Below are 25,434 nucleotides of genomic sequence, written 5' to 3'. Positions count from 1 at the left end.
GGGCGCTGAACAGCCGCGCTTCGAAGGCGAGGCCGCGTTCGAGTCGCATCGAGCACCCTAGTGCGATGGCATCAGCAAAAATCAAGATCGCTCGGCTGCGCCTCTCGTTGCGTTTCATGATTGGAATCGCACTGGCCACGTGCAACTCACCATTAGCTCGCCGGCGGCGTTGGTCCAATTGATACGCACCGCATGATGGCCGAGGGCACGTCAGTGTGCGTGAAGCCCTTGAGAAGTGGCGCGAAGTCACGCCTTGGCATAGTCGGGTCGGACGGCATGGGCGCCAAATGTACGCGCGGGATCTCCTCGATGCGCTCCTCAATCTGATCGTTCAGCTCGGCCCTTGCGTAGCGCGGATGAAGGTCCGCTCGCAGTTGGATCACCATGCCAGAGACCGCGTACTGCCCCAGTCGAACACGATCGGGGTTCCACAGAGGAAGCCGCCCGAAACCCGATGCGGTGAATTGGGCGTCAACCGCTGTCCCAACCTGATCGCCGTAGTCGAGGGGAGTAGTCATATCTTTCTTGAGGAACTCGCCAAGCGTCAGCTTCGCAGCCAATTGAACTGCCTCGGCTGGCAAGCCCAGTCCCTCGCTGTCGCGCAAATCAAGGAGCATCGGCTCGCGCCCATGACTGCTCCAGCTGGAGAATTCCCCGATCATCTGGAACAGCGGGTTGATGTCGGGCAGCTTGTCGTCGTTGACGTCCGCCTTGTTGCGCTCGATCCGGACCCGCACGCGCGCGTAGCGCCAGGGTTCGTCCAGCACAACCACCCTCAGCACAAGCGATCCTGCGGCTTTGGATCGGCATCGAGATCCATGATTTCGGCGGCCAGCACCGCGCCAATCCCTTGCGGCCATTGATTCTCGAGCCGCTGCGCGGCATCCGATTTGCTGGGGCGTGAAGCCGGCCACGACAGTCGTGCTGTTACCCTTCTGCGATGCTCGCTTGCCGGAGTCCACGACCGGCGGCGCCGGGACCAGGAGCCCATCGTCGGCAGTCGTTGGGGCCAGCCAGTCGCGGAGCTGCTTCTCAAGGTTAGCACGCGAGATCTTGGCGGGCTTCGGGATCACGCCGCTTGGTTTGCGACCCGCAGACGCTGGTATGCGAACAGTCGCCGAGTTCACCCTCGACGGCGTATGTCTTTGGCGCGACGGCATCCTCGTCCACGAACGGGCTGTCGCCAATCTCGACCTCGATGCGGATGCGGTCATTGTGGAATGGGCCTTCGGAGCCCGAGGACTCCTCGTCACCCTCCAGCACGAAATAGTGCTCGGAGGCATAGCTCTCGAGATGCCACCAGCCGGGCGCGGCTAGCCCATTGCTGTCGGCTGGATCAGCCCTGTCAGGGTTGGATTGCGGCGCTTCGCTCTTAGCCCTGTGCCGCCCGAGCCGAAGGCCACCATCTTCTTATCATCGAGACGACCTTTCAGGAGGTCGGCCAGCTGATCGTTCAGGGGCCGCATGGGCGTTGTCAGATTCACCGGCAGCGGCGCGCGAGGCGGTCCGCTGTCGGCGCTGGGCTTCTGCTTCACTGGCGTCGCGGGCCGACGTCGCGAGGGCAGCAGGTAGAAGCGCCGGGTGTTCGGGGCGACCGGTTCGGTCCAGTTCGGGTTCCAATGCACGACATCGGCTTCGATCTGGCGGGCCGGGGCGAGGCCATCGTCGAAGCGATTATGCTGCTCGATGACGTCCTCGCCGCTGCGCGCTTGGGCATCGCCGCGCTGGCGCAGTTTCGCGCCGCCCGACCCAAGCACAACGCCAGGTCCGCCGCGTGTCCACAGCGGCCGCGGCGGGTCAAAAACGCTCCCATCGATCTCGAACTCGTCATCATATCGGGCGTCGTCGAGTATATCGACAACGTAACGCCCCGCCACAGCGTTGTGGAACAGAGGAAAGAGGAAACGGTCGACATCAAAGCGCGACGGGTCGCTAGCGGTCTCGCCTGGCGCGGGTGCGGGATGGATCTGCTTACGCAATTGCAAGGAGTAGAGCCGTTGGGTACAGGAATCGGGTTCGAAGATCGCCACTCCGAAGCCCTTGGTCGTGGCGAAGAGCCCCGGGGTCGTGATGAGCAGGCTCTTCAGCGTCATCGAAAGATGGCCGGCCAGCTCTGCCGAAAGGTCCTTGACGTGTTCGAACAGCGCGTCGGTACCCGAAGCTGGGTCGTCATTGTGCACATAGGTCACCAGCGCGGCCATGCGTGCGGCCACGTCGGGCAGGAGAGCCCGCACGGTGTTGCGCAGGCCAAAGGCGTCGGCGGGCGAGTCGGAGCGGCGAGCGCAGCGCGGGCGCGGCCCGGATCGCACGCAGCCAGTCGAGGCGTTCGCGCAGTGAGGTCTTCATGCTGGCCGAGACATATTTGCCCAGCTCTGTGGCCGCCCCGTCATGCAGATCGGCAAAGGTGTCGCCTTGCAGTTCCGGTTAGATGGCGACCTCGTTCTTGTCGACTGCAAGGCCAATCCAGGCGTGGCCTGCGGCCGCATTGGGTCGGCAATGCCCGCCGGCACCACCGCATCGCTCGGGCGCTCCAGGCGAAGGCCGAGGCGCAGCACGTCGCTGCCGTCAGTGACAGGGCTTGCGGAGCCCAGTCCGCTCCATCCAGCCGGGCACGGTATCGTGATCGTCAGCCAGTCGTCTTTCACGCCAGAGGCGAAGACCTTGACGGCGGCTTGGAACTTGTCGAGCGGCTGGCGCAGCAAGTCCCGAAGGATCTTGAATTCATTAGGTGAATCAGACGCTTTTAGCGCGCGCTTGTGTGTTCCAACCTTTGCCACGTTTGCGGTGAGGGCGCCGCTCTGCGACGGCACGCCCCCGCGCGGGCATCGGCCTCATAGGCCCAGCGCTGCAACACCAGTTCGGCGCTGCCGCGGTCCACGGCCAAAATCAGGTCCGCCAGCGGCTCATAAATGGAGCGGAGCGCGGTTGGCCTTGCCTCGCCATTGTCAGCCGGCGCCAGAGCCTTCTTGAGGTATTGCCGCAAGAAACCAAGTTCGAAGTGCGCAGGCGAGAGATAGAACCGCCAGCCCATCAGCGGCAGTTCGCTGCCATGGTCGTCCCGCAGCGCAGCTGTGGCAGGGGTTTGGATATCGGTTGCAAGCGGCAACATCACCGTCGGGGCCGTCAACGGGTAGCGCTGCGTGTATTGATGTTGCAGGTATCCGTCGAGCGTCCAAGCCAATTGCGGGGTCAGGTAATTCATGAAGCGCAGCGTTTCGCTCGCCAGCCGCTCCGTCTCGGCGTCGCGCTCCTCGCCGCGGGCGTCCTGTGTGAAGAATGCGACAGGAAATAGCCAAAGAACCGCCCGCTCGGAGGAGGCGCTGCGACCAGCCAAGGCGCCGTGGCGGGCAGGTGGCCCGCGGAAGGCATCGGCACCGCCGCATCGGGATAGGTGAGGAAGGTCACGACACGTCCGGAACGGCTCAGTTTGGGCGCGCGGGCGATGACTTCGGGATCGTCGCTCGCCAGCGCAAGCTTCAGCTGGTTGAAGTCACTCAGCTGTGCGAGCACGGGCCGGTTTGCAGGTGCATTATACGGGGAGGGCGTGTAGGCGACTTCAAAGCGGTCGAGCACGCGATCGGTCGAGGCGCTCCATCGGCTGGTAAACGCGCCTTTCAAGATGCAGATCGGGGCTCGTTCCGCGCCACCGGTTTTGAGGGGCGCCAGTCCCCCCAGGATCCGATTGAAGAGCGGATCCGTCACGCTTGCCACCGGCAACACCAAATCGACGCTGGCGCCCTGGTCAAGGAGGTCCTTGCCCCCCGGCGTCGGCGCGAAGAGCCGCTTGAGGGCCCGGAGCCGGCCGGACGCTCGCAGCGTCGACGCATCCGGCGAGCCGACGAGATTGGCGTAGTTGGTCGATTCCCAGTCATCGGCGTCCGGGGCCTCGTAAACGTCGTTCAGGGTGCCGTAGCGCGAAGTGATGGGCAGCGGCGCCTGTGGCCCATTGCTAAAAAAGATCTAGATTCGAGCCCAACGGAACGGACTGACATAGCGCAAGGACCCAGGCGGGCGCGGTGGGTAGGGTTGGTTGTTATCAGTATGGGATTGTGCCTTTGCAGACCACGAAATTTCGAGAGGCCCGGCTGCCTTGGTACACTATCTATCCGGCTGTGTCGGAGTTCTCCGGGGCGGTCGGCGCCGAGGCTTATGAGGCATGGCTCAGGAACCTGCCGGCTGAGGATCCGGTGTCACTCTATCTGCACGTTCCGTTCTGCCGATCAGCCTGCTGGTATTGCGGCTTCCCAACCACCATCACCCGCCATGATGCGCCCATCCTCAACTATCTGGCGGCGCTGCGTGACGAGATCCGTCTGGTTTGTGAGCGAGTGCCGAAGACGCTGCCCGTGAGCGACATACATTTCGGCGGCGGAACGCCGTCTCTCATCGGACCAGCCGAGTTCCTCGCTCTGATGGAGTTCCTGCGATGCCGCTTCGCCATCTCGAAAACAGCTACGGTCGCCATCGAGATCGATCCACGCACGCTCACGCCCGAGATGGCGGAAGGCTTGGGAGCGGCCGGCGTGAACCGCGCGAGCCTGGGCGTACAGAGCTTCGATCCCATTGTTCAAAAAGCGATCAACCGAATCCAGAGCGAGGCCCAGACGTCGGCTGCCGTGGAAATGCTGCGCCGGCATGGAGTAAACCGGATCAACTTCGACCTCATCTACGGCCTGCCGCGTCAAACGGTGGAGTCGTGCGTCGAGACGGCGAGGGCGGCGGTCGCCATGCGCCCCGACCGGCTTGCCTTGTTCGGCTACTCGCATATCCCATCCCAAATAAAGAACCAGCGCCTCATCGAGGCGGAATTTCTTCCCCACAGCGCTGCCCGCGCTGAACAGCATGCGGCTGCCGCCGTGACGCTGGTTGCCGCCGGCTACCGAGAGATCGGGCTCGACCATTTCGCCTTGCCGCACGACGAGCTCGTGCTGGCACAGGAAACAGGTCGCCTGCGACGTAACTCGTTGGGCTACTCTGCCGATACCTGCAGAACCCTGATCGGTTTCGGCGCGTCGGCTATCGGCCGCTTTGGCCAGGGGTACGTTCAAAACGAAGTTACACGGGATTTCTACATCCGGCACATCGCAGCTGGCCGACTGGCGACATCGAAGGGCCATCGCCTCACAGACGACGACCGCCTGCGAGCCGCAATCATCGAGCGATTAATGTGCGATTTCGAGGCTGACGTGCCGGCAATCTGTGTCGCCCACGGATCTGATTTGATCCGTCTTCGCGGTTCAGATGAGCGTTTGGCGATGCTGGCCAAGGTCGGAATAGTGGACTTCGAAAACGGTTTTGTCCGCGTACGGCGGGAGCATCGCTTTGGGATTCGCGCTGTCGCTGCCGCATTCGATGCTTTTAGGGATGGCCTTCCGTATCCCGCAGGTGAGGGCAAGCACACAACACGGAAGCTAACACAGGGAGTATCTTTGCCGGAGAGAACGAGCTGCCATCGTGCGGTGCCCGTTAGTAGTGAAGCGCCCTAAAATGTCGACATAGGCGTTGGTGAACTGGACCGAACCACGAGAACAGCCTATCCAGTTTGTTGTCGGCAGTTAGTTCGAAAACAAGGGCTTCTAAGCGGTAAACACATGCTAATCCATTTGATTTACGGGCCGACCTGCAGCGGCAAGACAGACGTTTCAATTTAAATTGCACGAGAGGCCGGACGGCCGGTCATTGCGTTGGATCGTGTACAATGCTGTCCTCAAATCGCTACGGGCAGCGGGCGTGCCTCGGATCCCGAACTGCAATCTACCCAGCGGGTTTACTTGGATACGCCTCCTGACCGCGGGCACATCCACGCCGTGACTGCCCGTCGTAAGCTGATCATGCACGTGGGTGAGCTTAGATCTTAGCCTGGGCTCACTCGAAGCCGGCTCGATCTCCCTTCTTAATTCACATGGCGCGAGTCAGCATCGGGCTGGCGCTTTCAGTGGCATGTAAGGCGGTTGCGGCTCGGCAACTCCGATGCCTTTGTAGAGAGAGCAAAGCGGGTTGTGTGCGTCAAGTCCTGCAAAATGGGGCGGCCATATGCTGGTCATGCGGCTTGGCGCAGAGTGAGCTTCTTGTGCTCGCGCAGGTAGGCCTCCATCCAGTTTTGTTGGTCTCGACGGCCAACGCCCTGACCAGGCGCAGGCAGCTTTCGGTGTTGGGGAAGATGCGCACGACATAGGTGCGCCGGCTGAGAGCCGCTCCAGCATGTTGGTGGATTTGAGATGCTTGGGTGCTGTCTCGGCAGCCTGAAGAAGGTCAGGGTTTGTTCGATGGCATCCTCGGCCCAGCCTGTCAGGCGCGGATAGCGTGCCGACCATTTGGCAAGCCATGCGGCAAGATCAGCCCTGGCCTCTGCGAGATCGCGCCGGTCGTAGAGCCAGCGCAATTCCTGCAGGCAGTCGTCGCCGTGCTTCCTCGGCAGATGATCGAGCGCGTTCCTGAGGAAGTGCACGTAGCAGCGTTGCCAGGCGGCTTCGGGGATCACCTCGCCGACAGCTGCCACCATGCCGGCGTGATCGTCGGACACGACCAACCCGATGCCCTTGCTTTGACGGCAGCGCTGGCGGTCTTAACTTCAGTCTTGTCATGGTGGCGTTCCTTCGCGGCAATCGGTGACGTGAACAATCACCAGCCTGCCATGACCGCCCCCTCTCAGCGAATTTGCAGAACTCTCAGCACACTACCCCGACGTACTCACCCGGATAGTCCCCGCGATCCAGACGACCTGCTGCTGCCGTGCCGGAGCGGATCAGCTCGACGAACTCGTCGCGGTAGGGGTCGACGCAAAACGAATACGACAGCGTCATCGACACTTCGCGCCCAGCGGCATGCGCCAGCCGCGCGGTCTGCCGGATCGCTTGCTTGGCGCGCGGCGGGTCCCCCAGATAGCCCTCGAAATAAGTGACCTTGGTGCCCGAAGCCTTGTCCGGTTCGACATCGTCGGGCCGAGTTCGAAGCAGGCGCCGAGATAAGCGCTCGCCATCGGGCGTTACGAAGATCATCGAGCATGCCGTCGGTGGTTGTCCCACTAGCGGTTCGGTGTCGAAGGCGACGCCCTGGGCGTGGATGTCGTGGGCGTAGATCTCGCCGAGCGCGTCGTTCGACACCTGCCGAAGAAGGCGGCGCGCCCGCCGAAGCTGCCTACGCCGGCGGCGGTGTTGCCGGCGCTGCACTGCCGATGCAAAGAACGTCATAGTCCGGCGTCAATGTCTCCGCTTGGGAACCCGCCGGCCTTCTTACCACGCCGGCCGGGCGCGGGTCTGGCAAGTGGGCTTTCCTTTTGCCAATGCGTTCGTTCCCGGCCCTCACGGGGCGGCGAGTCCCTGCCACCTGAGGCTACATGGCGGCCGTGGAGATTACCTCAGCAGCGGCGCCCGATCGGAAACCTCAGCACCTCCGCGCTTTGGCGTGGCTGCTTGAACTCTTCGACGGCAACCGCCTCAATCAGCAGATCCAAGGCTTCTCGGCCCCTTTGACTCATCGGGTCATCCCCACAAAGGTAGTCATACGCTCGATCTAAATGCCCTCGGGCGGCGGAAAAATCGCTTGTCATATCATAGAACCCTCTCCATCCGCCCGCATTGCCGTTTACGAGGTGAAGGTGGTGCAATCGTCAATATATACAGACAAATTTGAATTAAGTCGGTGATGATCATAGAGGTCGAGTCCCCGACCTGATAGCGCCATCGAGCCCGCCGACGACCACTCGCTGGCGCTCACGGGCGCGGCGCTGAGTAGTGAAGCGCCGTAAAATGTCGACACAGGCGTTGGTGAACTGGACCGAACGACGAGAACAGCCTATCCAGTGTGTTGTCGGCAGTTAGTTCGAAAGTCCTGCTACACCCGATCCGATGCCTCTCAACGCCGAGGCCGCACCTCCGTGCCGAAGCCGGCCTCCCCAATGGTGGGTCGAGCCTTCGCTTACCCCGTGCTTGCCTCACAGATCCGCGACCGAGAACCCAGCCTCATGCTCCCGCCCTGCCGGGGCCTAGGTCCATCAAGCATGAATGGAACACGTCGGAACCTGGGACATCGCTTGCCCGGCCGGGCGGCGATAGCCTTGTCGGGGCAGGCGAGGAGCCGTAGCCGAGTGATGAGCGCACAGGAGAAGTCTGGCGTGAATGGGGCGATGATTGTCAAGCTTTGCTTTTCGTCAACCATCTTGCATGACCGATTGGCGACCATCTCCTCGCCCCGACCCTATATTACCCGTCGCCTGTCGCCGCCAGCGCGCAGTGACTTGTCAAGGATGGAGGCCCGCAGACCCCATCGCGCGGCGACTTGTCCTTGACGGTCACGAGCACGGCGGCAGGTTTGCTGTGGTCGGGGAGCCCTTCCTTGGGCGGAAGCCGACGACAGTGTTCGAGGGGAACTCGCCATGAGCCGGGTGCGCAGAGATCGTCCGACGCTCTTGTATTTGCTGGATCCCAGCCGGCTCCGCCTCCGATTGCCTCGGTAGCTCGGTAGCCTGAGCGCGTCGGCGGCATCATGCCATTATCATCCTACGGATTGCATGCTCCATCGTCCTGGACGAGACCGGTTTGGCTAGCCAAAGGACGAAGGTCTGATTACCAGATGTGATCGGCATGGGGTCGCTTCCACCAACGACGATGATGGGCACCGTCATCAGGGTGGTACGTACGGCTTCAGGCTGTCCTGGCCCGAGGGAAGTCGCTTGATCGAAAATTAGGAGGTCGGCTGCCTTCCCGCTCTCGATCCAGTCGCAAAGACTTTCGAAGGTCGCGAAGCCGACAGGCTTATAACCAAGCGCGGCGATCTTATCGTTGTAGATCTCCAACGCTGCTGGATCGGACTCCACGACTGCAATGATTTCTCCATTGCCAAGTGATCCATCGTATGGACCGGAAGCGCTATCAGCTCTGACCTGCTCCTCAGCGCAGGCCGGTAAGTAGAGATCGAAGCGTGTACCTCGGCCAACAGCCGAGGTGACGTCAAGGCATCCTGCGAGCGCGCTCACATGGCGGTCCACCGCAGCAAGACCCAGTCCGGTCCCGCCGACGCGAGAGCGCGTGGTAAAAAAGGGCTCAAAGATGTGCGGAAGCACCGAACTTGCGATTCCTTGGCCATCGTCGCTGATGGAGAGGAGAACGTAATCTCCCGGTTTCAAGGTGCCCTTAGCCACGGGCTTCGTTTGACAGACGTGAGCGCGAGAAACGCTAATCTCGACACGGCCCTCATTCAAGAGAGCCTCCGACGCGTTCTTGCATAGATTCATAAGGATTTGCTGTATCTCGGTCGGGCTGCCCTCGATCACCGTTTGCCACTCGTTGATCTTGAAGTTCAACTGAACATCCGCACGAAGTGTAACCCGCAGCAATGGCGCGAGATCCATTACACTCTCCGAGACGTCGAAAGGCATCGTCACGCGCTTCCGAGTTCGGCTTAGTGACAAAATTTGATCAATAATCAGCTTGGCTCGGTTGCTGGCCAAGATAATTTGGCCGATGTGGCCCCGAATTCTCGAGGGGCGGCGCACAAGACCTTTAGCCATCTCTGCGTAGCCGACTATTGCTCCTAGAACATTATTGAATTCATGTGTAACGCCGCTTGCGATTGTGCCGACCGCCGTCAGCCTTTCCGCATGCTCCCATCGACTCTCAAAAAGGTTACGTTCCGTGTGTACACGTTGCATTTCAAGATGGTTGCCTAAACGCACAGTAGCGCTCGCCAGAACCAGGAGGTCGTCTGTGGAGGGTGGTGAGCGATCTCCTTCAAAAACAAGGATACAAACCGCAGCCTGCTGATCGGAGGCCCTGCAACCAACAATTTGACAAACACCGGTAGTGCCTACGGCAGTCCGAACCACTTCCGACGCCGGAACGACGCGAAACACTGGCTGTTCCGGGTGTACAAGTGAGACGACTTCATGGATTAGCGTGGCGTTCCAGACGCGCATGCGCTTGTTCGCGACAAAGTACTCGGTATTCCTGCTGATACTCGGATCCACCAGAGCAAGCGCGCATTGATCTGCATCGAAAACGCATTGAATGAGTCTAAGCGCTGCTTCGGTGGAGAAGCGCCGCGAAGCCTTCGTTGCTTGACTGTCGATGAAACAAGCTTCGATCTCACTCATCGCCGCTTCAAGCTCTAACCGCCTTTCCAACCGGTTCGTCCGCACATGCAGCGTGGAGGCTCGAATGGTCGCAAACAAGCAGAGGCATATGGACACCAAGCCAAAGAAAAGTCGTGTACGCTGCGCTTGCGCGCTGGCGAAGCTGTAGGCTTTCAGATGTTCTCGCTCCAATTCGGCAGCCTTGGCGAACGTGTCGAAGGATGGGATCCGATTGACAGCGCGGTCCAACCTCAACATTGAGGACAGGATAGCGCGGCCCTCGCGGGCAACATCCTCCGTGACTTGGTCCTGGCTAGGAGGAAGTCGGCGGAGAGACTGATCGATTTGTAATGCGAGGCTGAATCCCGGTCTGGCCGAAAATTGAAGGATCAGATTGGAAAATTCAGGCCTGTTCGACAATCCCCCCCGAAGGCGATTAGCCGAGCGAGCAAAGCGTACGAGAGAGCTTTGCAGAAGCTCATTTTGCGCGGCCGAGGCCGAGATGGCAGCTTCTGTGTTTTCGAGGGAATTTTTGAGCTGTGCAACCAACCTGGAGTGCACCCCGGAGCTCTCATTGGGCGAAATCTCAACAAGGCGTTGAAGGTTCCTTTTTAATGCTTGCCCGGTAGAAGCAACGGAACGGAAGTCCAATGCCATGTCGGCGCGGGCGACGTCTCGCTGGAGCAATGCGTAGTTGATCTGAATCGTCCGCAGTTCGCTTAGGACCGCCTCGTTGATCTGGGGGTCTTGCCACTGTATCGCGACCAAGAGCGCGACCGAGGCCACTAGGGCCATTACAGAAGCTTTGTCGGTACTGAGCCATTTTTCCCAAACGAACGGCGTTTGATCCGCGGTGCGTGCCTTGCGAAGGTCCGATTTGAATTCTAGCTCCCCATCGCGTCGGTGTGCGGCCGGATGCTGCTGGAACAGGAAAGCCAAGTGTACCTCTCCCCTCAAATAGGCGGTGTAGACGCCGTTGCACTCTGCCCCCATGGCCCGCTGACCTTCCATTGATTCGCGGGCGTTTCGACCTCGACGGCGAGGCGGCAGCACAAGGCGGGCAACTGATCGCAGTTTTCGGAACTGGTCTTCCGAGAGATCATCGAAGGGGCATACAAGCGCACGCCTGCAGCAGCCGAGGATGATACCGGCCGGTCAAACGCAACTGGCGAGGGCCGGATCTGCTGTTGGCTGGCAGCTAACACTGGCGGGGCGGCGGCCTCAACTCCGGCGTGCCTAGAGCCGGCTGCTGCGAAAGCGTCCGACACGCTTCCCTTGGGGTCATCCCGTCCAGCGGGCATCCTTGGATCGCTGAAAAAAGACGAGGCGGCTTGATGATCCTGCCCTCGCTGAAGCACCTCGCGAAACCCTTTTTCCAGTCGCAGAATCTCCTCTGGACCGGTAGGCGGCTCGTCAGCTCGACCATCGAACAGTGGCCGGAGCGCCTCGGACACGTGCTGCTCAAAGCCCACTCGCCGGGCCTGGACCGCTTGCCCGTCTTCCAAGCCGGCGTCCTGCACCTGCGACAAAGCTGTTAAACGGGATGGATTACTATTTCGCCGGTTCATACTAGCCTCACATCAAACTGTATCGTCAAAGTCCTGCGCCAAGTCACACAGCGGCTCATCGAGTTGAGATTCTGCGGAGAGCGCCTCCTCTGCTCCCGTCAAGGGCGCCGGCTCCGGGAGGGCGCCTGTCTGGCTTTCAAAGATGCGTTTCAGAATGCGATCCGAAAAATATCGCACCTTCCTCAATTTTAATGGTGGCAGACCTTTGATAAGAACAATCTCGTAGTCGTCATCGAGCAGCCGAACCTGTTCGGGACGCAATAGCGGTGCACCTTGATGTGAATTCTGAACGTTCCAATCGAACGTTCGCGCCTGGCTGTAGGAAATCGATTTGGCTTGAAATGTGAATCCACCGATAGCTTTGGAAATGTAGTTCGGAGTCTCGTCATCTACCTCGATGTTCCTAGAAGCGCGCCGGCAGCCCGGGCGGGGGGCTTGGGGTTAGACTGCCAGCGCACGCCACTCATAAAGAGCGGCCTCTTTTCGCGGTTCGGACACCCATAGTCAACCCGGCAACGTCTGGATGCCCGCTGTGCTTTTTGCAGAGCGGCGATGCGGGAATATCGGCCGATCCTGTCTAGGATGGTGTGGCCACTCTCGTCGGCCGAGTTGATGCTCCAGCCAGTATCGCCTTGCCGACCAGCATGAGTTCGCCGTTAGCAATCCATCGTTGCGAGCCGAGACCGAGGTAAAAAGCGCGTCTTATCGACTATGTAGCTGACGCTCCCGCTGACGCCTTCGAGCGCGCACGCTATGCCCCGTTCGCACCCTCTTGTGAATAGTACTGCCCCATGCACCTGAAACCGCCTCCTGGGACCAGGCTTGCTCAAGCCCTTGATTCAACACGATTGATCCGACGCCAAGGGAAGCGGTTTCGAGGTGCCGCAGCGCGTACATGATGATGACCGCCGCGGGGGCCTCGCGGACTTCGAGAACCTTTTCACCGGTTGAGATGTGTTCGAGCCCGGTTGCTGACATACTGGCTCTTGCGGATGCTGATCGACTTCAGTGCTCGTCGCGATGCCGCAAGCGATTTTTTGCGGCAAATGAGCTTTCCGAAAAGTTTGCGACAGAACCCGCCGACGCCGCTCTCATCGAAGCGGATGAGGCTCAGCGGCCTCCCCTGTCCGACAATTTGCGTCGGTTTGGCGATTTGACGACACAGGCTTGTTGGTCGGGCTTGTCACGTTGTCTGAAATTGGCCGGCCGAGGGCTGCTGCTGCTGAATCGTGCGGGCGTTCCAGTCACGGCCTTCCATTCGGCGATGGCTTGCAAGCGATGAACATGTATGGCGAGTGCAGAACGTTTGGGGCGGGGGACGAAGAGGTTGCGGACGGCTGACAAGGTCGAGACGAAGCGTTGCAGGCCTCCCGGCGATCGGACCCCTGCATCATCCGCTCCCGTTTTCGCGGCGCTGGGAATTCTCCGCTCTGTTGTTCAACCCCTTGTGCGACCGGTGCTCGACGTCCGGCATCATCTGTCGCTTTGCCGCTCCATACGAGCGAAGCTAGTCGGTGATCATGCGCTTCGGCGCGAGCCCCTGCTTCTTCCACAGCCGCGTCAGCAAGCGCAACCTCTCGCAGGGTGCGCTCTCAGAGTTCGTTCCTGCGCAGCGGCGTTGTTATCTCGATACTGGATAAGCGTCTACGAACCTACGCGCCGCATAACGAGCTTTGTTGCGCTGGTCGGTTCCGAAGGGTGGCTCTATGCATCGCAGTGGCGGACGCGAAATCCTCACCATCCTTCTGCATCGCCCTATTTGGCTTGCCGAAAACCCAATTTGGCCGGCACGCTGCCGCTGAATACGATGATCATCTCGCATTCTTGCTATGGAGGCTGTCGTCCTCCTGGGCACGCGGCTGACGGCGACGAAAGCGGGTCTTTTCATGCAACACCCCTTTTGGCAGGCAAGCTGGTGGACCTCGGGATGTCGGGGGCGAATATAGCGAAGACTCCCGCCGCTCGCTGATGCATTCTGGACGCAACCGCATCGAGCCGATGTGTTCGAGACGCTTCGCGGCTGCAGTCGCCGAACGATGGCGTGGTTATGCGACCTGTTCGGCATGGCTACCCCCGTCCAGTCAGGCGTTCACGAAGGTGTTTGTCGAGAGTTCGTGGAGAAAGTCCGCCACTTATCGTTGGCGAGGGCTTTGCTCCGGAGTGGCGATCGGTGCGCTGATCGACAGGCAGGCTCTGGCCAAAATCGAATCCCATATCGCCAATACCGTCGCGAAAGGCCGCAGAATTCGATGCGGGGGCAAACGCATCGCGCGAATGGCACGTCGAACTATCGGTCCTGTCTCCAGCGAGATGACCATCGCGCAAGAAAGAGACATTCGGGCGGCTGGCGCCTGTGATTGCTTCGATGCGGATAGGTCGTGCATGAGGCCAACGACACGATCTAAGGCCTTCCCCCACATTTGTGCCTCAAACGGAAGCTTGTTTTGCGTGTGGCCGAGGCCTTGGAATATGGCATAGTGGTATGAACACGGGACGCATGTCGTCGGAAGCCGCGCCTTTCGGCCGAGTGAAGCAGTCCGGCATCGGGCGGGAGGGTTCCCGCCATTGCCTCGAGGACTACCTCGAAATGAAATACCTCTGCACGGGCGGCATCTGAAGCATGGGCTTGCAGGGGCTCGCAGACCGGTAAACCAGCGAGCCATCTCCAAATATGTGAATTGTGGATTGCTCCTCGACGGGAGCTGAGGGGCGGCTCCGCAAGCCTTACGACGCTCTTTGCGAGCCGTAGCTGCCGAGCTGGCAAAAGGCTGGGCTACGTCGCGCCAGCGCAATCGGCGCGCAGAAAATTAGGCCTACCCGCTCCGGGACCGCGGACCTCGTCAGCTTCTCGTAAGTATGCCCGAGTAGGTTGCTCAGCTGATCTGTGGACGTGAGGCTAGCGTGAACCGGCACAAATTTGACCTATCCAATGTAACAGGTTGGCGGCAGGTGCAGCCCCCGGCATCTCAAGAGCAAGCGGCACAGGCCGGGCAAGAGGGCTTTGAGCAGCGCTCGGGCGAGGCGCGCCAAGCCGCTGCCCAAATTCCCGCCCCCGGCGTTCCGGCTCTGCCAGACCCGTTCCATCCTCATCCGTCTCAGGGAGACCTGAGCCTCATCGAAGGCGCGGCCCCATGGGAAGCGCAGCCCATGATGCAAGGGAGCGGACAAGAACACGCCGCGGCGCCGTACGCCGGAGGCAGTGGGTCGATGCTAGGTGCCTCGGTGCTGCAGCCGGGTCACTCAACGGCGCGCCATCATCATGCGCCGGATTCGTCAGTGGGTGATCTGAATCCTTCCGCACCGTTCGAGTTGCGTGACCATGCTCGTTCCCCCGTGCCGGCGGCGGTGCAGCCAGATCCTCCAGTAGTGGTCTCCGACGGTCGCGGCTGCAAGCGTCCTCTTTATTCCAACGATGCGACCGTTGTCGAAGGGCTGAGGTCACTCTACGCGGGTAAGGCCAAGGAGGAAACGGTCAAGCGCCATGTAAATTCTCTTTACGGCTTTGGTCGTTGGCTCTTTAAAAATAACAAGCCGGGATTTGCTGCTCGGCTTCACGAGGAGTCGCTGGATGAAGATCTCAAGGAGTACGAGAGCAGTGGTGGCTCCTCGACTGTGGCTGTGGCAATGCGTCGTCTCAGAGAGTCGGCGGGCGGAGTGCCAATGGTGGGCCGCGCTGTCCTGAATCCCGACCCTGCCGACGCCGTGCTCATCAAAGAGTACAAAGCGGCTCTCATCAAAGAGTACAAGGGAGCGCCTGCGACCGGGCCGAATCGCCAAACCATTCACGACTATGGAGCTACTCTTAGACGTTTCAGTGAATACCTGGTTGAAAACAACAAGCCGGGGATTGCGGATCGGCTTCACGAGGAGTCGCTGGATGAAGATGCCAAGCGCTATAAGGACTCCAGTGGTGACCGGAGGATCATTGCACTAGCTCAACTCCGGAAGTTCCTGCCGTCCGCCGCACTCGGGCGCGAAATTGCCCTTGCTGCTCGTCCGGAAGACGCAGTCGGCATGGAGGCTCGTGCCATTGGGGACGCCGCTGCGCAGCACCGCGGGCCGCAGAAGGCATTGGGTCGGCCAGAGAAGCTCCCTGGGGAAGCTAATGAAGACGCCGCTGTTCTGCCATCGTCTTTCGTACCAACTGGGCACCATCACCAAGCCTCGGATCCCGCAGAGTCCTTTCGTCCCCTGATCTGGCGCGACGGCGACCAGCGCGCGCCGGACGAGCGGATCGCTGCACAGGACAGGAGCAACCTGCTACCAAGCGAGGAGGTGCCACTGAGGCCACCGGAATTCGCTCCGCCCAGCTTGCGGGCGGGGAATTCCGCCTCGCCAGAGCTCTTTCCTGAGGGGATGTCCCCCGCGGTCGAAGGGTTTTTTGGTGTTTTCGGCGACCCCAGCGGGCGGGTGCTCGGCGCATTGCAATTGCTAGGCGACGAACATATCCACAGGGATTACCAGCTCCTGGAGCAGGAGTTGCAGGGGAACAATCCAGAACTCGCCGCCCGGACGCGGTTCGTGGATCCCCTCGTAGCCAATTATCATCTGCGCTTGGGCTCCGAGAGCGACAAGCTAAGCGCATTCCAGCGCATCGTCCATAATCAGAACGGTAACGACACAGCCGACTTCCTGTTCGTGCCAGTGAGCGATGGCGGTAAGACTCTTGCGGAGCGCGGCAAACATTGGTCGCTGCTGTTCGTTGATCGCAGCGACCGGGAACGGCCGGTTGCCTATCATTATGACTCCGTCAGCGGATGGCATGACAAGCTTGCAAAACACCTCGCAGAAAGGCTGGGCGCCAGCCTGGAGACCCGCGTGGACTTACCCCGCATCGCCCAGCAGAGCAACGAGTGGGATTGCGGAGTCTACGTGGTGGACGGCACGCGGGCGCTGGTTGGGCGATTGCAAAGATGGCAGCCAGACCTGCCAGACCTGCCAGACCTGAACCTCAACAACCTCGTCGTCAATCGGCAGGCACTACAAACCCGACTCATGGGTGACGATACATCTGGAACGGCAAATTATCTCACGAACTTTGAACTCATGGACCGACAGGCGCGAGACGCGGTTAAGGAAAGCCCCGTTGGGACGTTTCACCAGCGGATCAAGCGGCTCGGCCAGTCAGCGCGAGCGTTACACGACAGAGCCCTGGCTCCAGTCGCGCCGGACCAAGGCAACCCAGACTCGGTGTTCGTACGGGACGTTGTTCCCGGGGAAACACGCCATCATCATGCTCCGGATTCGTCAGTGGTTGATCTGAATCCCCCCGCACCGTTCGAGTTGCGTGACCATGCTCGTTCTATGCCGGCGGCGGTGCAGCCAGATCCTCCAGTAGTGGTCTCCGGTCGCGACAAGCGTCCTCTTTATTCCAACGATGCGACCGTTGTCGAAGGGCTGCGGTCAGCACTCTATGCCGGTAAGGTCGGGGAGCGCACGGTCACGGACCATGTAAACTCTCTTCTCGGCTTTGGTCGTTGGCTCTTTGATAATAACAAGCCGGGATTTGCTGCTCGGCTTGACGATCCGTTGCTGGATCAGGATCTCAAGGAGTACCAGCGCGAGAGTGGCTCCTCGAACGTGGCTAGAGCACTGGGTCGTCTCAAAGAGTCGGCGGGCGGAGCGCCAATGGTGGGCCGCGCTGCCCTGAATCCCGACCCTGTCGACGCCGAGCTCATCAGAGATTACAAAGCGGCTCTCATCAAAAAGTACGAGGCAGAGCCTGCGACCGGGCCGAATCCCAAAACCACTCAGGACTATGCGGCTACTCTTAGACGTTTCAGTCAATACCTGCATGAAAACAACAGGCCGGGGATTGCGGCTCGGCTTTACGAGGGGTCGCTGGATGAAGATGCCAGGCGTTATTTGGACTCCAGTGGTAACCGGTGGATCAGTGCACTAGCTCATCTCCGGAAGTTCCCGCCGTACGCCGCACTCGGGCGCGAAATTGCCCTTGCTGCTCGTCCGGAAGACGCAGTCGGCATGGAGGCTCGTGCCATTGGGGACGCCGCTGCGCAGCACAGCGGGCCGCAGAAGGCATTGGGTCGGCCAGAGAAGCTCCCTGGGAAAGCTAAGCAGCTGAGCGAGATCGGCAATTCAGGCGCTCGCGTGCTGATGCAGGCCCCCACCCATCAAGTGGGTGCATTGCCATGGGAGGCGCAGCCCATGATGCTGGGGGACGAGCACCTGGCACCGCATACCGGAGGCAGTGGGTCGATGCTGGGTGCCTCGGTGCTGCAGCCGGGTCACTCAAGGGCGCGCCATCATGATGCGCCGGATTCGTCAGTGGTTGATCTGAATCCCCTCGCACCGTTCGAGTTGCGTGACCCTGCTCGTTCTGTGCCGGCGGCGCCTGCCGGGCCAGCGTTCGCCAGGGCTGAGGAGACGCCCTCCGCGGTTGGCGAGGCCGCGGTGGCCGAAAGGTGGGCTCGGTTGCAAAAGCAAATGGACGAACCAGTGCATGATCCCGGCCCTCAAGTGGATACATCGCCATGGGAGGCGCAACTCATGGTGCAAGGGAGCGGACAAGAACACGCCGCGGCGCCCTACGCCGGAGGCAGTGGGTCGATGCTGGGTGCCTCGGTGCTGCAGCCGGATCACTCAACGGCGCGCCATCATCATGCGCCGGATTCGTCAGTGGTTGATCTGAATCCCCCCTCACCGTCCGAGTTGCGTGACCCTGCTCGTTCTGTGCCGGCGGCGCCTGCCGGGCCAGCGTTCGCCAGGGCTGGGGAGACGCCCTCCGCGGTTGGCGAGGCCGCGGTGGCCGAAAGGTGGGCTCGGTTGCAAAAGCAGAAGGTCGACGCTGATTTGTCGGGATATTTCGACTCGATTCCGCACGCGGACCTTCTACGATCGCCATGGGAGGCGCAACTCATGACGCAAGGGAGCGGACAAGAACACGCCGCGGCGCCCTACGCCGGAGGCAGTGGGTCGATGCTGGGTGCCTCGGTGCTGCAGCCGGGTCACTCAACGGCGCGCGATTCGTCAGTGGTTGATCTGAATCCCCCCGCACCGTTCGAGTTGCGTGACCATGCTCGTTCTGTGCCGGCGGCGCCTGCCGGGCCAGCGTTCGCCAGGGCTGAGGAGACGCCCTCCGCGGTTGGCGAGGCCGCGGTGGCCGAAAGGTGGGCTCGGTTGCAAAAGCAAATGGACGAACCAGTGCATGATCCCGGCCCTCAAGTGGATACATCGCCATGGGAGGCGCAACTCATGGTGCAAGGGAGCGGACAAGAACACGCCGCGGCGCCCTACGCCGGAGACAGTGGGTCGAGGCTAGGTGCCTCGGTGCTGCAGCCGGGTCACTCAACGGCGCGCCATCATGATGCGCCGGATTCGTCAGTGGTTGATCTGAATCCCCCCGCACCGTCCGAGTTGCGTGACCATGCTCGTTCTGTGCCGCCGGCGGTGCAGCCAGATCCTCCAATAGGGGTCTCCGGTCGCGACAAGGGTCCTCTCTATTCCAACGATGCGACCATTGTCGAAGGGCTGAGGTCAGCATTGGAGAGCACGGTCAAGCGCCATGTAAATTCTCTTCTCGGCTTTGGTCGTTGGCTCTTTGATAATAACAGGCCGGGATTTGCTGCTCGGCTTCACGAGGAGTCGCTGGATCCGGATCTCAAGGAGTACGAGAGCAAGAGTGGCTCCTCGGACGTGGCTAGAGCAGTGGGTCATCTCAAGACGTGGGCGGGCGGAGCGCCAGTGCTGGACCGCGCCGCTGTCCTGAATAATCCCGACCCTGCCGACGCCGCGCTCATCAGAGATTACACAGCGGCTCCCATCAAAGAGTACAAGGCAGCGCCGACCGGGCCGAATCCCGCTACCATTCAGACCTATGGATCTGCTCCTAGACGTTTCAGTGAATACCTGGTTGAAAACAAAAAGCCGGGGATTGCGGCTCGGCTTCACGAGGGGTCGCTGGATGAAGATGCCAAGCGCTATAACAACTCCGGTGGGATCAGTGCACTAGCTCATCTCCGGAAGTCCGAACTCGGGCGCGAGCTCCCTGGGAAAGCTAATGAAGACGACGCTGTTCTGCCATTGTCTTTCGTGCCAACTGGGCCCCATCACCAAGCCTCGGATCCCGCAGGGTCCTTTCGTCCCCTGATCTGGCGCGACGGCGACCAGCGCGCGCCGGACGAGCGGGTCGCTGCACAGGACAGGAGCAACCAGCTATCAAGCGAGGAGGTCCTCATCAACCGTGAGCATGATACAGCGGAGTTGAGACCAGCGAAGAGGCAAAGGCCCCTGAACAGTCGTCTGCAGGACGTTGCCACTGAGCCGCAGCTGAGCGAGATCGGCAATTCAGGCGCTCGCGTGCTGATGCAGGCCCCCACCCATCAAGTGGGTGCATTGCCATGGGAAGCGCAGCCCATGATGCAAGGGAGCGGACAAGAACACGCCGCGGCGCCGTATGCCGGAGGCAGTGGGTCGATGCTGGGTGCCTCGGTGCTGCAGCCGGGTCACTCAACGGCGCGCCATCATCATGCGCCGGATTCGTCAGTGGTTGATCTGAATCCCCCCGCACCGTCCGAGTTGCGTGACCATGCTCGTTCTGTGCCGGCGGCGGTGCAGCCAGATCCTCCAATAGGGGTCTCCGGTCGCGACAAGGGTCCCCTCTATTCCAACGATGCGACCGTTGTCGAAGGGCTGAGGTCAGCTTACGCGGGTAAGGTCAAGGAGAGCACGGTCAAGCGCCATGTAAATTCTCTTCTCGGCTTTGGTCGTTGGCTCTTTGACAATAACAGGCCGGGATTTGCTGCTCGGCTTGACGAATCGTCGCTGGATCAGGATCGCAAGGAGTACGAGAGCAGGGGTGGCCCCTCGGAGTACGAGAGCAGGGGTGGCCCCTCGATCGTGGCTAGAGCACTGGGTCGTCTCAAGACGTTGGCGGGCGGAGCGCCAGTGGTCGACCGCCCTGTCCGGAATCCCTACCCTGCCGACGCCGCGCTCATCAGAGATTACACAGCGGCTCTCATCAAAGAGTACAAAGAAGCGCCTGCGACCGGGCCGAATCGCGGTACCATTCAGGTCTATGGATCTACTCTTATACGTTTCAGTGAATACCTGCATGAAAACAAAAAGCCGGGGATTGCGGATCGGCTTCACGAGGGGTCGCTGGATGAAGATGCCAAGCGCTATGTGAACTCCGGTGGTAACCGGAGGATCAGTGCACTAGCTCATCTCCGGAAGTTCGCACCCGGGCGCGAAATTGCCCTTGCTGCTCGTCCGGAAGACGCAGTCGGCATGGAGGCTCGTGCCATTGGGGACGCCGCTGCGCAGCGCAGCGGGACGCAGGAGGCATTGGGTCGGCCAGAGAGGCCCCCTGGGGAAGCTAAAGACGGGCGGGTGCTCGGCGCATTGGAATGGCTAGGCGACGAACATATCCAGAGGGATTACCAACTCCTGGAGCAGGAGTTGCAGGGGAACAATCCAGATCTCGCCGCCCGGACGCGGTTCGTGGATCCCCTCGTAGCCAATTATCATCTGCGCTTGGGCTCCGAGAGCGTCATGCTAAGCGCATTCCAGCGCATCGTCCATCAGAACGGTAACGACACAGCCGACTTCCTGTTCGTGCCAGTGAGCGATGGCGGTAAGACTCTTGCGGAGCGCGGCACCCATTGGTCGCTGCTGTTCGTTGATCGCAGCGACCGGGAACGGCCGGTTGCCTATCATTATGACTCCTACAACGGATGCAATGACACGCTTGCAAAAGAGCTCGCAGAAAATCTGGGCGCCAGCCTGGAGACCCGCGTGGGCGTATCCCGCATCGCCCAGCAGAGCAACGTGGTGGATTGCGGAGTCTACGTGGTGGACGGCACGCGGGCGCTGGTTGGGCGATTGCAATCGCAGCCAGATAACCTGAACCTCAACAACCTCGTCGTCAATCGGCAGGCACTACAAACCCGCCTCAGGGGTGACAATACATTCGGAACGGCAAATAATCTTACGAACTTTGAACTCATGGACCGACAGGCCCGAGACGCGGTTAAGGAAAGCCCCGTTGGGACGTTTCACCAGCAGATCAAGCGGCTCGGCCAGTCAGCGCCAGACGTTGCTCCCGGGGACCCATTTAAATTTCAAAGTCTTGAGAGCAAGGGGGACGCCGCTGCGCAGCGCAGCGGGCCGCAGGAGGAATACAGTTGGCCAGAGTATCTCCCCCCTGGGAAAGCTAATGAAGACGACGCTGTTCTGGCATCGTCTTTCGTGCCAACTGGGCCCCATCACCAAGCCTCGGATCCCGCAGGGTCCTTTCCTCCCCTGAGCTGGCGCGACGGCGACCAGCGCGCGCCGGACGAGCGGATCGCTGCACAGGACAGGAGCAACCAGCTACCAAGCGAGGAGGTCCTCATCAACCGTGAGCATGATACAGCGGAGTTGAGACCAGCGAAGAGGCAAAGGCCCCTGAACAGTCGTCTGCAGGACGTTGCCACTGAGCCGCAGCTGAGCGCGATCGGCAATTCAGGCGCTCGCGTGCTGATGCAGGCCCCCACCCATCAAGTGGGTGCATTGCCATGGGAGGCGCAGCCCATGATGCAAGGGAGCGGACAAGAACACGCCGCGGCGCCGTACGCCGGAGGCAGTGGGTCGATGCTGGGTGCCTCGGTGCTGCAGCCGGGTCACTCAACGGCGCGCCGTCATCATGCGCCGGATTCGTCAGTGGTTGATCTGAATCCCCCCGCACCGTCCGAGTTGCGTGACCATGCTCGTTCTGTGCCGGCGGCGGTGCAGCCAGATCGCCCAAAAGTGGTCTCCGGTCCCGACAAGGGTCCTCTTTATTCCAACGATGCGACCCTTGTCGAAGGGCTGAGGTCAGCACTCTATGCCGGTAAGGTCGGGGAGATCACGGTCAAGCGCCATGTAGATATTCTTTTCGGCTTTGGTCATTGGCTCGTTGAAAATAACAAGCCGGGGATTGCGGATCGGCTTCACGATTCGTCGCTGGATCGGGATCGCAAGGAGTACGAGATCTGGGGTGGCGGCCCCTCGGCCGTGGCTGGGTCACTGGGTCGTCTCAAGACGTGGGCGGGCGGAGCGCCAGTGGTGGGCCGCCCTGCCCTGAATCCCCACCCTGCCGACGCCGTGCTCATCAGAGAGTACACAGCGGCTCTCATCAAAGCGTACGAGGCAGCGCCGACCGGGCCGAAACCCCGTACCGTTGAGGTCTATGGGTCTGCCCTTAGACGTTTCAGTCAATGCCTGGTTGAAAACAAAAAGCCGGGGATTGCGGATCGGCTTCACGAGCGGTCGCTGGATGAAGATGCCAAGCGCTATATGAAAACCGCTGACATCAGTGCACTAACTCATGTCCGGAAGTTCGCACTCGGGCGCGAAATTGCCCTTGCTGCTCGTCCGGAAGACGCAGTCGGCATGGAGGCTCGTGCCATTGGGGACGCCGCTGCGCAGACCGCGGCACAAGCTCATGGCCACGCAGGAGAGCAGGGACCCATCTCTCGAGCTCAACAAGTCGCGCCAGCGCCGTTTGAACGGCACTTGGGCAAGAAGCGTGAGGCCCAGGACGGACTGACGAGTACACTTGACAGGAGCAACCTCGTGAACAGCGGGGGCGTCATCATAAACAATGAACATTACACAGCGCTGTTGAGACCGGCGAAGAGGCAGAGGACTGATAATCCGCAAAGCCGCGCCATGGGGCGGCAACTGAGCGAAGCAACCACGACGTCCATCAGCCAAGCCTCCGATCAAGCCCGAGCGGACCTAATGGCTTCCTTCAGAAGCAGGGAGCGCTCCGACGCGGGGCGTTGAGCTCCCATGGCTGTGGTCAAGCAGAACAGCTCTCTTGACGACAGAGGCGCTGATGCGATCTCCGGACCGGTAGCTCTCGCTGTAATTGATCAGGCTGGTACTGTTGGAAGGCTTGATCAGCCTCGTCACCCCAATCTCCAGCATAGCTCACTGTCACGCGGCCAACGTGCCTCCGTAGCTAACATCTACGTCAGCGTTGAAGAAGTACCCTGCGCCACGGGATGTTTTGACCAGGCGAGGGTTGGCCGCATCAGCCTCCAGCTTTCGGCGCAAGCGCATGATTAGGACATCGATACTTCGATCGTACACCTCTTCTCCACGCACACGGCTCGCGAGCAAAAGCCGTTCTCTGGATAGCACGTTGCGGGGGTTCTCCAGAAATGCGATCAAGAGATTGAACTCACATGCGGTAAGCTTGACCTCGCCACGCTCCGCACAGATCAGTCGCCGCTGCTTCACGCTGAGCTTCCAGGCCCCAAAGCGAAATGAGCGCTGCTCTCTGGTTCGCGGACTAGAAATGCGCTGGCGTAGCGCTACTCGAATGCGGGCCAAGAATTCGCGCATCCCGAAAGGCTTGGGAATGAATCGGTTGCGCCGAGCTCCAGTGCAACCACTTTTTCCGCCTCATCAAGCCGGTCGCCGCTGATCACTATGATAGGAACATCCGATTTTGTCGCCAGATTGCGGACGATCGCAAGTCCATCCTCCCGGCCTAGGTTAAGGTCAACAACCACGAGATCGACTGGCTCACGTGAAAGAACATAGTCAAACTGCTTGCTATCGTGGACTGCGGTTACCTTCAGGGCATGCATCGGCGATGAGGCGCCGCATTGCGGCATCATCGTCAATGACAAGAACATGTTTCAACGGCACACCTCGTTTTGGGGGTTGCGCCCCGATCAGGGTTGCATTACCTGAATCTGCAAGCAAAAGGCATGTATTAGTGATGAGATTACTTGAAATTGAACAACTGGTTCTCAAAACCCTCAACGCTCTAGTTGCCGAAAAACTAGAGGTGTCGATGACAACCAGAATGCGGGATCTCGGCCTCGACAGCCTCGACTATAACGAGCTTGCTACGGCGATCGAGAGCCGACTTGGCTGGTTTGTCGACGATTACAAGCTCTGGCAATACGAGTCCGTAAGGCATGTCGCCGACGCCGTCGCCAGTCAGGAGTTGCGCACCGCGGAACCACCAGCAGTGCGACAAGTGCTGGAGTAGTGCTGTAGGCACAGGTTACGGTGAGGGCAGCTTGGGCGGCGGTAGCTATTGCCATTGCTCCGCTGTGGTTTCTATTCGTGACTGGTGTGTTTGAGAACTGTTGGGTCAGCCCGGTCCATGTCGCAGTGCCGATGCCCCCTTGGTGGCGTTGCCCGCAATTGCGATCGCTGCGCCCAGGGCACCAATGCTGACGGTCGTTGTCAGGCCACCCGTTGAATTGTTGTCAGAGGCAACAGTGCCCACCACACCATCCCAATTGGTGGTCGTATAGACCGACATGTAGTCACGGAACACGCTCTCATTATACGTGGTCACGATCGTTGCCGTCGTACCGGTTGGCACGAGGGCCGACCACACTGACAGATAGACCACACCAGAATTGAAGATGCTTTCCACCTGAGCGAGAAGGGTGGCAGCCACACCCCCAATCGTCATACTGTTGACGGTCACTGCACTTTCGGTGTCAGTGGTCTCAGTTGTCACGATGACACGACGATTAGCGTGTGGCGCGACAAGAAGCGGAATGCTGGTGTGGGTGTAAACGGTCGTGGCAGTCGAGTCTTCGTGAGTGCCATTGAAGACCAGATCTATCGGGAACATTTTCTCCCAGACGCCCGAGCTGCGCACATAGACCTGTCGAGCCTTGGTCCAGAGGCTTGAGATTTTCACCCATACGGCGCTAGCCGCCCCCCAGACCCCGGAGGCTTTGACGTAAAGGGCCATTACGGCTGCACCCAGAAATCACCGTCCACGCCGCCAGAAGGGGCAGCGGCCGAGATCGTGACGCTGCGATTTGCCATCGTGCCGAC

General features: G+C 60.5%; 14 protein-coding genes and 5 pseudogenes. 6 read left to right on the top strand and 13 right to left on the bottom strand.

Annotated features, from left to right (window positions below):
• Positions 1 to 152: 152 nt before the first annotated feature.
• The 5 genes from NLY42_RS01305 to NLY42_RS01285 form a co-directional block, all read right to left on the bottom strand.
• Positions 153 to 767 carry a hypothetical protein gene (locus NLY42_RS01305; RefSeq protein WP_156933855.1) on the bottom strand — a complete coding sequence of 205 codons (615 nt, stop codon included), beginning with the start codon at positions 765 to 767 and terminating at the stop codon, positions 153 to 155.
• A gap of 271 nt (positions 768 to 1,038) precedes the next feature.
• A complete protein-coding gene (locus NLY42_RS01300; RefSeq protein WP_023703296.1) occupies positions 1,039 to 1,263 on the bottom strand; it encodes a hypothetical protein in 225 nt (74 codons plus the stop codon).
• A gap of 50 nt (positions 1,264 to 1,313) precedes the next feature.
• Positions 1,314 to 2,201: a hypothetical protein gene (locus NLY42_RS01295; protein WP_156933854.1), complete on the bottom strand. Its 888-nt coding sequence runs from the start codon at positions 2,199 to 2,201 to the stop codon at positions 1,314 to 1,316.
• 542 nt (positions 2,202 to 2,743) lie between these two features.
• Entirely contained in the window at positions 2,744 to 3,202 is a 459-nt protein-coding gene (locus NLY42_RS01290; RefSeq protein ID WP_156933853.1) for a hypothetical protein, read from the bottom strand.
• Complete coding sequence (locus NLY42_RS01285; RefSeq protein WP_286497558.1) at positions 3,199 to 3,702, bottom strand: hypothetical protein; 504 nt, start codon at positions 3,700 to 3,702, stop codon at positions 3,199 to 3,201. Before NLY42_RS01285 ends, NLY42_RS01290 begins: the two co-directional genes overlap by 4 nt.
• 353 nt (positions 3,703 to 4,055) lie before the next feature.
• On the opposite strand from NLY42_RS01285, the gene hemN reads away from it, so the two are divergent.
• Positions 4,056 to 5,486 (top strand): oxygen-independent coproporphyrinogen III oxidase, encoded by a 1,431-nt coding sequence (hemN, locus tag NLY42_RS01280; protein WP_023756575.1) that lies wholly within the window; start codon positions 4,056 to 4,058, stop codon positions 5,484 to 5,486.
• Between the two features lie 198 nt (positions 5,487 to 5,684).
• The gene (locus tag NLY42_RS01275) at positions 5,685 to 5,858 is read left to right on the top strand and encodes an isopentenyl transferase family protein (RefSeq protein WP_286497557.1); all 174 of its coding nucleotides are present in this window, start codon (positions 5,685 to 5,687) and stop codon (positions 5,856 to 5,858) included.
• A gap of 182 nt (positions 5,859 to 6,040) precedes the next feature.
• Here the strand turns inward: NLY42_RS01275 and NLY42_RS01270 are convergent.
• The 4 genes and pseudogenes from NLY42_RS01270 to NLY42_RS01255 all read right to left on the bottom strand — a co-directional run.
• A pseudogene (locus NLY42_RS01270) lies at positions 6,041 to 6,550 on the bottom strand (transposase); the annotation flags it as partial.
• 181 nt (positions 6,551 to 6,731) lie between these two features.
• Positions 6,732 to 7,165: pseudogene (locus NLY42_RS01265) on the bottom strand (PfkB family carbohydrate kinase); the annotation flags it as partial.
• A gap of 192 nt (positions 7,166 to 7,357) precedes the next feature.
• Positions 7,358 to 7,549, bottom strand: coding sequence for a hypothetical protein (locus NLY42_RS01260; protein WP_023679698.1), 192 nt, complete (start codon positions 7,547 to 7,549; stop codon positions 7,358 to 7,360).
• A 933-nt stretch (positions 7,550 to 8,482) separates the two neighbouring features.
• The gene (locus NLY42_RS01255) at positions 8,483 to 11,008 is read right to left on the bottom strand and encodes a two-component system VirA-like sensor kinase (protein WP_031244973.1); all 2,526 of its coding nucleotides are present in this window, start codon (positions 11,006 to 11,008) and stop codon (positions 8,483 to 8,485) included.
• 395 nt (positions 11,009 to 11,403) lie between these two features.
• Between NLY42_RS01255 and NLY42_RS01250 the strand changes: the two genes are divergently transcribed.
• Complete coding sequence (locus NLY42_RS01250) at positions 11,404 to 11,607, top strand: hypothetical protein (protein WP_023756235.1); 204 nt, start codon at positions 11,404 to 11,406, stop codon at positions 11,605 to 11,607.
• 42 nt (positions 11,608 to 11,649) lie between these two features.
• Here the strand turns inward: NLY42_RS01250 and NLY42_RS01245 are convergent.
• A pseudogene (locus NLY42_RS01245) lies at positions 11,650 to 12,027 on the bottom strand (type IV secretory system conjugative DNA transfer family protein); the annotation flags it as partial.
• 840 nt (positions 12,028 to 12,867) lie between these two features.
• A pseudogene (locus NLY42_RS01240) lies at positions 12,868 to 13,207 on the bottom strand (DDE-type integrase/transposase/recombinase); the annotation flags it as partial.
• 912 nt (positions 13,208 to 14,119) lie between these two features.
• Here NLY42_RS01240 and NLY42_RS01235 point away from each other — a divergent pair.
• Both NLY42_RS01235 and NLY42_RS01230 read left to right on the top strand, forming a co-directional pair.
• On the top strand, positions 14,120 to 14,254 hold the full coding sequence (locus NLY42_RS01235; RefSeq protein WP_023671820.1) for an aldehyde dehydrogenase family protein: 135 nt from the start codon (positions 14,120 to 14,122) through the stop codon (positions 14,252 to 14,254).
• A 284-nt stretch (positions 14,255 to 14,538) separates the two neighbouring features.
• Positions 14,539 to 23,403: a Ulp1 family isopeptidase gene (locus tag NLY42_RS01230; protein ID WP_286489015.1), complete on the top strand. Its 8,865-nt coding sequence runs from the start codon at positions 14,539 to 14,541 to the stop codon at positions 23,401 to 23,403.
• Between the two features lie 153 nt (positions 23,404 to 23,556).
• On the opposite strand, the pseudogene virG reads toward NLY42_RS01230, so the two are convergent.
• A pseudogene (gene virG, locus NLY42_RS01225) lies at positions 23,557 to 24,270 on the bottom strand (two-component system response regulator VirG).
• On the opposite strand from virG, the gene NLY42_RS01220 reads away from it, so the two are divergent.
• A complete protein-coding gene (locus NLY42_RS01220; RefSeq protein ID WP_084779926.1) occupies positions 24,221 to 24,625 on the top strand; it encodes an acyl carrier protein in 405 nt (134 codons plus the stop codon). The pseudogene virG and the gene NLY42_RS01220 overlap by 50 nt on opposite strands.
• Before the next feature lie 105 nt (positions 24,626 to 24,730).
• On the opposite strand, the gene NLY42_RS01215 is transcribed toward NLY42_RS01220, so the two are convergent.
• On the bottom strand, positions 24,731 to 25,348 hold the full coding sequence (locus NLY42_RS01215; protein ID WP_023756276.1) for a hypothetical protein: 618 nt from the start codon (positions 25,346 to 25,348) through the stop codon (positions 24,731 to 24,733).
• Between the last annotated feature and the right edge of the window lie 86 nt (positions 25,349 to 25,434).

The sequence above is a fragment of the Mesorhizobium sp. C372A genome, assembly GCF_030323245.1.
Lineage (GTDB): Bacteria > Pseudomonadota > Alphaproteobacteria > Rhizobiales > Rhizobiaceae > Mesorhizobium.
Note: the sequence above shows the minus strand (reverse complement) of the source record. Positions and strands in the feature narration are given on the sequence as shown.

What these genes read in the sequence shown, in the direction of transcription:
- NLY42_RS01260 (WP_023679698.1), bottom strand. Translation starts at nt 7,549, where the DNA reads ATGACAAGCGATTTTTCCGCCGCCCGAGGGCATTTAGATCGAGCGTAT.
- NLY42_RS01215 (WP_023756276.1), bottom strand. Translation starts at nt 25,348, where the DNA reads ATGGCCCTTTACGTCAAAGCCTCCGGGGTCTGGGGGGCGGCTAGCGCC.
- NLY42_RS01235 (WP_023671820.1), top strand. Translation starts at nt 14,120, where the DNA reads ATGAACACGGGACGCATGTCGTCGGAAGCCGCGCCTTTCGGCCGAGTG.
- NLY42_RS01290 (WP_156933853.1), bottom strand. Translation starts at nt 3,202, where the DNA reads ATGAATTACCTGACCCCGCAATTGGCTTGGACGCTCGACGGATACCTG.
- NLY42_RS01220 (WP_084779926.1), top strand. Translation starts at nt 24,221, where the DNA reads ATGAGGCGCCGCATTGCGGCATCATCGTCAATGACAAGAACATGTTTC.
- NLY42_RS01250 (WP_023756235.1), top strand. Translation starts at nt 11,404, where the DNA reads ATGATCCTGCCCTCGCTGAAGCACCTCGCGAAACCCTTTTTCCAGTCG.
- NLY42_RS01295 (WP_156933854.1), bottom strand. Translation starts at nt 2,201, where the DNA reads ATGGCCGCGCTGGTGACCTATGTGCACAATGACGACCCAGCTTCGGGT.